Here is a 7,357-nt window from a genome sequence, read left to right on the forward strand (position 1 = left end):
AACATCCTTTCGTTAATTGTTAGCACCTTTATTGTATCGGATTTTATTCAATATGTCTTTTTTTGTGCAAAAAAAGTAGGCGCCAAGAGGACACGCAACTAGCGTTTCTCTTTAGCGCCCCAAAATAAATTATAGAACCATATAATATCGTCTGTTCGTTAATCCCTCTTTATATTTTCAGTGTTAAATTACATGCGATTTTGCACTGATGTTAATATCTTTTGTTAGGATTTTATTTTAGAAATTTACATCGATGCCGTAGGCCATTTTTACAAGTTCAGCCATGGCTTCCGGTGTTTGTAAGCCCGGATTTAATAAGAATAAGTTAGATGGCAAGTAGAATACTTTGCCGTTTTTTACAGCCTTAAGATTTTGCCATGCCGGATTGCCGGTCATTTCTTTTTCCATAGTTTTGGTAATTTCATCTTTTTTACCCATAGTGGAAACAAAAATAATATCCGGGTCGTCGGAAGCGAGCGTTTCTAAGGAATACGGAATAGTCTTGGCGGATTTATCAAAATCACCATGTTGTAACACCACATTCTGCATGCCTAGCTCTTGAACCATAGCGGCTGTTACAGCTAGCGTTGTTTCCGCCGTTACGGCTTTACCGGTAGCACGCAACACGGCTACGCGAGCCGGTTGTACATTTTTAACGGCTTCTTTGACTTTGTCAATTTTGCTGTTGTACTGGGCAATGACTTCTTTGGCTTTATCTTCGTGATTGGTTAATTGGCCTAAGAATTCAATGAGAGGCACATTATCTTTAATACCGTCGTAGGAAATTAAAATATACGGCAATTTATTGCTCTGTAATTGGCCTTCGAATTTGCTGTGCTGATTGCTGAGACCGATTACGAGGTCCGGCTTCAAGCCGATGAGTTGTTCCATGTTGATATTGGCGGTCTGCCCTAAAGACGGTAATTCTTTAAGGTGAGCGGGCATGTCATCCTGCGTTTCTACACGGCTTATGGATTTGGCATCGATGGCATCCATGAAATAGAGTAGGGAATTGGCAAGTACCGCAATTCGTTCCGGTTTAGCCGGCACCGTATAGGTTTGGTCCTTGTACGTAAGGGTACGAGTCGCATTCTGCGATGTGGTATCCGTTTTACCACATCCGGCGAGTATAGCCATAATGACTGTTATCGCCATTACAATAATGGTTAAGCGTGAAAATTTTTTCATAATACACCTGCCTGACAGATTAGATAAAAAGTACGTAAAAGTATTACCTGTGAGTAAGCAGGTAATTCATGCCGTTCCAAAACAAGCTTTAGTAAGAGCTGTTTTGAAAACTCATACTTGTACTATACCACAGGTTATGGTGGTTGCCTATGGTTATGTTGTTGCGTATGATTATATGGTACCTATCGTTATATGGTGCGTATGGCACTGTTATAGATCCCAATATAGCAATTAAAAGAGGCTGTAAGTAAAATGTGATATGCTCTACATTTTATTACAGCCTCCTTATGTATAGAACGCTTTTAGTTGGTCAAAACGTCTTAGCTTGTAAGTGCGCTTTGGCAGTAATATTAACCCTTACAATGTTATATCTTATTTAGCGTCGTTTTGAAGTGCTTGCCAAGCTTCATCGGCATGAGCGGCAAAGAGGTCACGGATTTTCTGGTTTTCACCAAGGCCATGGATGTAAGTGTCTACTTTGAAGCCGTCAGCCATCAAGATGGATTTATGGGAATCAGGTTCGTCACCGGACATATCGTTGTTGGCATGGTCGCCGGCTACCATCATGAATGGCATAAGGGTTACATGTTCGATGCCTTTAGCTTTTAACTGAGGAACGATATCTTCAAGGCTTGGCCATCCTTCTACTGTGTAGATGTAAGTGTTGTGGAGACCGGCCGATTGCAAACGGTCCTGGATTACGGAATAGTAAGCGTTAGAAGGATCCGGAGTGCCGTGAGCCATGATAAGAACGGCATCTTTAGGGCCTACTTTAGGGAACTGAGTTGCAACAGCAGCTACGGTAGCAGCTACGTCGTCAGTTTGGCCTTCTTGACCCATCCAGTACATAAGTGGCGTACCGAAAGTCATTTTTTTGAATTGAGTTTTGTATTGGTTGTAAACGCCGTTTTTGTATTTGTATTCGATGCCCGGGATTACGTCAAGCGTTGCAAGGGCAACACGAGTGTAGCCTTCAGCTTTCAATTGATCAAGTGCTTCTTCAGGTGTAGGGTAGGTGATACCTTCTTTAGCTTTGATGCGGTCGATAATGATATGGGATGTGAAAGCAGTTACTACTTTTACGCCAGGATGTTGTTCTTTGATTTCATTGATAGTAGCATCAATTGTTTTAGCACGAGTATCAGTGAATGTAGTACCAAAGCTCATTACTACGATAGCATCTTTGTTAGGTGCCTGTGCCAATACAGGATCCGTTGTGTTGTAGGTGCGTACGCCGATTTCAGTAGCATCTAATAATGCCGGTGTAGCAGTCGTTACTTCATCACTTAATTGGTAAGCAGCGTTTACGTCTGTGCTAAGAAATCCGAAGCCTGTCAAAGCGGCCACTGCTAAAGTTGTAGCTAACGTTTTTTTGAAAAAATGTTTACTCATTTCATTCACTCCTCGTGATAAAAAGATGTTAAAAAATAAAAAACAAGCAATAAAACAAATAAAATACAAAAATACCTCTGCCCACTGGGCAGAGGTAGTATTAATAATACACTAGTTATGCTAAGCACCTGACGTATATTAGTTCATATCAAACTTAATTAAGTCGTTTATGAATTAAAAAAATAATTCCCGGTCAGTGTATAGTACAGGTAGTGACATTGATTAACCTCGCCATCCTTCGTGGGTTATCGGCAATCCATCAAGGCAGGTCTTCTGGCTCAAGTTCAACGCAACAATCACCTTCCCGGATACTTCCAGTGGTATATTGATTGTGCTCCCTCTTACAGCGGCGGGACCGCGGCAGCTTCTACTGCTCTTCTCTTTTAAGTCGGGCACCTTGAAGGTCGTATTCATTTGATAATCATCATAGCAGAATAAATGTCCACTGTCAATTCAATACCGGGTAGGGTATACTCACTGTGAATGGAAATTACCCAGGTCATATAACTCTTGGGAATAAGGGACTTATTTATGAGTAATAACTTTTGGTTATTTGTGATACACTTTTTTGATTATACATAGGCAAAGGAGTCAAAGTTTGGTACTATGAATAGAGAATGGTGTTCATCATAGGGCAATGTGCTTTATGATAAATAGCTATATATTAACAAAGGAGGTCCATCGTATGGATCAATTTACAAATGGTGCCGGTCCTAATGAACTATCGGAATCGGTATATGAAGTGGCATTTACTCCTGTATTGGAACGTGAAGAGTATCAAGGTGAACCTTTACATTCCAAATTATTAGCTCTTAAAAATGCTATGGGGGAAGACGATTTTAACGAATATATTAACAGCTTATTGCGCATTACCTATAATGGCAAACAATTGTGGTTAATTACTAAAAGCGAACGTAAACGTACGTTAATTGAAGGTAAATTTTTACCGATGATTGCGGAGATTTTTGAAGTAGCAGCACCGCGCGTGTTCTCACAACTATAATTATTATCAATTAAAGGCATAATAATAAATTGCTTTTTGATTGAATTAGTTATTAAATTAAGAAATGCAATGCATAAAAATTCATAAAATAGGAATATTAATTATTTGATACCAGCTGTAGCAATCGTAGACCGTGATTGGTATAGTATTATCTGAATTATTAATATAATACCTGTAAGCAAGTAGTATCCTTTGTAATAGTAACGCATTATAAATTCTCTTTAAATCGATGAAAATAGAAGTAAATCGGTAAAGGTGAATGTAGTTGATGAAAATATAATTAAATTTTCAATTTATCATTGATAATCATTGATAAATTTGAAAATGAGAGAAATTTTCATTGACTAAAAATAAAATCTAACGTATCATTATACCAACGAAGAATAATCAACATATATTTCGAATGTATTCGATGATGTGAAATATGACAGATTTTTGTCAGATTAAGAGGTTCGATTATGGTATAAGTTTAGAGGTATTTTTGATATCGGAGGATTTATAAAATGAGTACAAAGGGTATTATCTTAGCGACATTCGGTTCAATATACGGCGAAGCCGTAGAAAAATCCGTAGGCATAATGGAAGCAAAGATTAAAAAAGCATATCCCGATGCAGTAATTCGCCGTGTCTTTTTGGCGGAAGCGCTGGTGGAGAAGTGGAATGAAAAATATGAAAAACCGGTACAATCTTTGGAAGCCGTGTTGGCTGAATTTAAGAATACCGGCGTCCGCGATGTATTTGTTTTGCCATTTGCCTTGGTAGCCGATCAATGTTATCAAAAAATGCGCAAATCTATTGCCGCTTTTACCTATAATACCGAACGAAATGCCATGCGCATTCATGTGGGTAAACCACTCTTAAGTTCCTTAGGTGTAAAAAACTATGCCGATGACTATGTGGCTACGATTGATGCCATTATGAAGCATGTGAATATTCGCGCCTTGAATAAATCCATTTTACTTATGGCGAATGGCCAAAATCAATTGGAATTCAGTGCTTTGCAGTTAAAATGCTTATACGGTAATGGCCAAAATGTGGCGGTGTTTACATCGAATGGATTCCCTAATTTCAAACAGGCTTTAACTTTATTGGAACGCCTCGATCATAAAGAAGTATTGGTAGTGCCATTGGCGCTTATCGGCTCGGAACATTTGATGGACTTCTTAGGTGGCGATCGTTCCGATTCCGTAGCGACCTTGCTTACTGAAGAAGGCTATGGTGTTTCCATTTGGAATGAAGGCTTAGGTGAAAACCCATTTATTCAAGAGTTATTCTTAAAACATTTAGCCCAGTCCATTCGTATGATTGAGCGTAAACAGCAAGCGCATCAGCAGGCTAAGACGGAAAGCGTAAACCGCTCGAGTATGGCGGTTTAATAGGTTAAAATTACATACTAACGGTCCTCGTTTTGGGGACCGTTTTTTTAAAAGGAGGGTGTATGAAGCAAGCTGTTTTAGTAGTCGCTTTCGGCACTACGGTGCCAACGGCTCGGACCAATCAAATCGATCCGGTGGTGGATTTTATCAAAAAAGAGTTTAAAGACTATGAAGTTCGTTTAGCTTTTACTTCACGCATTATTGTTAAACGTTTGCGTGAACGGGGCGAAGAAATCGATACGGAGCAGAGTGCCATTGAGGCCTTAATTGCTGAAGGCTATGAATCCATTGCGGTGCAACCGCTTCATATGATTGGCGGCGAAGAATTTGATAAATTGAAAGCCAATATAATGGCTTATGAAGGACAAGGTTCTTTGAAACATATTGCTATGGGACGCCCTTTACTGTATTTTATCGGTCAGGAAGAACGACCTGATGACTATGAAGCGCTCATTGAGAATTTTATAAAAAAACTTAATGTACCGGCAGAAGAAGGCCTGTTATTGGTTGGCCATGGTGGCATGAGCGTAGGCAATACGGCGTACGCCGCTTTACAGTTGAAATTGTGGCGCGCCGGTCATACCAATGTTCGTGTGACTACGTTGGAATGCTTCCCGGAACTGGAGGATACGGTTATTCCGTGGGAATGGCTTGACGGTAAACGGCCGGGCCGTATTCAGGTGCATCCGCTTCTGTTAGTAGCGGGGGATCATGCCTTAAACGATATCTTCGGTGATGAAGATGACAGTGTACAATCCATGTTGGAAGAAGCGGGCTTTGAAGTGGTACGGCATTTGAACGGCCTTGGCGAGTATCGCGGTGTTCAAGAGATATTTGCCGAGCATTTAAAAGATGCCATGGCCGGGCGTTATGAAAAACGCAGTTCCCATCGCCCAAGTATTCCTAAGATTAAGTAGGCGTTGCCGTCGCATTAGCGTATAGGTTTTAATTTTGCATAATCAGTAGTTTAGGTATTTAATGTTGTGATTTTTGCAATCACATAAAATATGCTTGCTCTTTGCGGCAAGTAACGCATACAATAAGAAAGTATTATCTAAGCAAGATTCAATTTTAAGATAGTTTTGTTGTCAAGTGTTAAGAAAAGGAGTTTATCATGAAAGGTAAATTATTTGGTATCGGCGTAGGTCCCGGAGATCCGGAATTAATGACAGTAAAAGCAGCTCGTATTGTAGGCGAAGCGGATATTATTATTACGCCAAAAACCGAAAAGAAAGACGGTTCCGTAGCGCTTAACATTGCTAAACCGTATATCCAGGAACATACGGAAATCGTGCCGGTTGTGTTCCCAATGGTGCTTGATGACAATGCGCAGGCTGAAGGCTGGCAGGAAGCCAAAAAAATCATCCTCAGCTATTTGGAAGCCGGTAAGAATGTAGTATTCCTTACTTTGGGCGATCCAATGTTCTACAGTACGTATATGTATGTATATCGTTTGATTGAAAACACCGGTTTTGAAATTGAAACAATTCCGGGCGTAACCGCATTCTGTGCTATCGGCTCTCATTTGGGCTATCCGATTGTAGAAAAAGAAGAAGTTTTGGCTATTGTGCCGGCTACAGCGCCTAAAGAAAAAATCGACAAAGTATTGGCTGTTGCCGACGATGCGGTAATCATGAAAGTATATCGCAACTTCCATGAAGTTCAAGAAGTTTTGAAAAAACACGATATGGCGGATGATGCCGTAATGATTAGTCGTGTAGGTCTTGACGGCGAAGAAGTATATCGCGGTCTTGATGAATTACCGGCTGATTTGAAATTAAATTATTTATCCACTGTATTGGCTAAGCGTAAGGATCGCTAAGACTATGAAATCATATGCTATTCCGAGAGTTGTCATCGCCGGAACAAATTCCGGTGTAGGTAAAACGACCATTGTAGCCGGTTTGCTCGCTGCGTATCACGAACAGGGCAAGGCTGTACAAGCTTTTAAAGTGGGCCCTGATTATATCGATCCCGGTTTTCATAAACGGGCCAGCGGTCGTGATTGTTACAATTTAGATACATGGTTGGTTCCGCCCCATAAAATGAAGCCGTTCTTTGCCGGTATGGCCGGCGATGCGGATTTGGTGATTGTGGAAGGCGTAATGGGCCTTTATGACGGCGGTCGTGAAGGTGTGAGCTCCACTGCGGAAATTGCCAAGTCTTTGGATGCACCGGTGATTTTAGTCATCGATTGCAAGGCTATGGGCGAGAGTGCGGCAGCGATTGCCAAGGGCTTTAAAGAGTATGACCCGGCCGTTAATTTGGCGGGCGTATTGCTCAACCGCATCGGCTCCGATAATCATGAGCATATGATTCGTACAGCTATGGAACGCTTGGGGATTCCCGTTATCGGGGCCATTCGGCGCGATGAACGGATGCATTCGCCGGAACGTCA

General features: G+C 40.9%; 7 protein-coding genes and 1 riboswitch. Of the genes, 5 read left to right on the forward strand and 2 right to left on the reverse strand.

All coding sequences use genetic code 11. The features are described from left to right. Positions 1-237 precede the first annotated feature (237 nt). Both E7204_RS03625 and E7204_RS03630 read right to left on the reverse strand, forming a co-directional pair. Positions 238-1,188: an ABC transporter substrate-binding protein gene (locus E7204_RS03625; RefSeq protein ID WP_295181631.1), complete on the reverse strand. Its 951-nt coding sequence runs from the start codon at positions 1,186-1,188 to the stop codon at positions 238-240. 372 nt (positions 1,189-1,560) lie between these two features. Beyond that, a complete protein-coding gene (locus E7204_RS03630) occupies positions 1,561-2,580 on the reverse strand; it encodes a sirohydrochlorin cobaltochelatase (protein ID WP_295181633.1) in 1,020 nt (339 codons plus the stop codon). 245 nt (positions 2,581-2,825) lie between these two features. After that, a riboswitch (cobalamin riboswitch) is annotated at positions 2,826-2,995 on the reverse strand. Positions 2,996-3,265: 270 nt separating this feature from the next. Between E7204_RS03630 and E7204_RS03635 the strand changes: the two genes are divergently transcribed. The 5 genes from E7204_RS03635 to E7204_RS03655 form a co-directional block, all read left to right on the forward strand. Continuing rightward, positions 3,266-3,583 (forward strand): hypothetical protein, encoded by a 318-nt coding sequence (locus tag E7204_RS03635; protein ID WP_295181635.1) that lies wholly within the window; start codon positions 3,266-3,268, stop codon positions 3,581-3,583. Between the two features lie 503 nt (positions 3,584-4,086). Continuing rightward, positions 4,087-4,959, forward strand: coding sequence for a sirohydrochlorin cobaltochelatase (locus E7204_RS03640; protein WP_295181637.1), 873 nt, complete (start codon positions 4,087-4,089; stop codon positions 4,957-4,959). Between the two features lie 62 nt (positions 4,960-5,021). Then, the gene (locus tag E7204_RS03645) at positions 5,022-5,876 is read left to right on the forward strand and encodes a sirohydrochlorin cobaltochelatase (RefSeq protein ID WP_295181640.1); all 855 of its coding nucleotides are present in this window, start codon (positions 5,022-5,024) and stop codon (positions 5,874-5,876) included. A 197-nt stretch (positions 5,877-6,073) separates the two neighbouring features. Next, positions 6,074-6,781 (forward strand): precorrin-2 C(20)-methyltransferase, encoded by a 708-nt coding sequence (gene cobI, locus E7204_RS03650; protein WP_021840990.1) that lies wholly within the window; start codon positions 6,074-6,076, stop codon positions 6,779-6,781. A gap of 4 nt (positions 6,782-6,785) precedes the next feature. After that, positions 6,786-7,357, forward strand: a 572-nt coding sequence (locus tag E7204_RS03655; RefSeq protein WP_295181644.1) for a cobyrinate a,c-diamide synthase, incomplete at its 3' end; no start/stop codon positions are given.

This window comes from Veillonella sp. (assembly GCF_015058545.1).
Lineage (GTDB): Bacteria > Bacillota > Negativicutes > Veillonellales > Veillonellaceae > Veillonella_A.

Bases quoted from the DNA above. Each gene is read 5' to 3' on its own strand.
- E7204_RS03625 (WP_295181631.1), bottom strand. From the start codon at position 1,188: ATGAAAAAATTTTCACGCTTAACCATTATTGTAATGGCGATAACAGTC.
- E7204_RS03630 (WP_295181633.1), bottom strand. From the start codon at position 2,580: ATGAGTAAACATTTTTTCAAAAAAACGTTAGCTACAACTTTAGCAGTG.
- E7204_RS03635 (WP_295181635.1), top strand. From the start codon at position 3,266: ATGGATCAATTTACAAATGGTGCCGGTCCTAATGAACTATCGGAATCG.
- E7204_RS03640 (WP_295181637.1), top strand. From the start codon at position 4,087: ATGAGTACAAAGGGTATTATCTTAGCGACATTCGGTTCAATATACGGC.
- E7204_RS03645 (WP_295181640.1), top strand. From the start codon at position 5,022: ATGAAGCAAGCTGTTTTAGTAGTCGCTTTCGGCACTACGGTGCCAACG.
- cobI (WP_021840990.1), top strand. From the start codon at position 6,074: ATGAAAGGTAAATTATTTGGTATCGGCGTAGGTCCCGGAGATCCGGAA.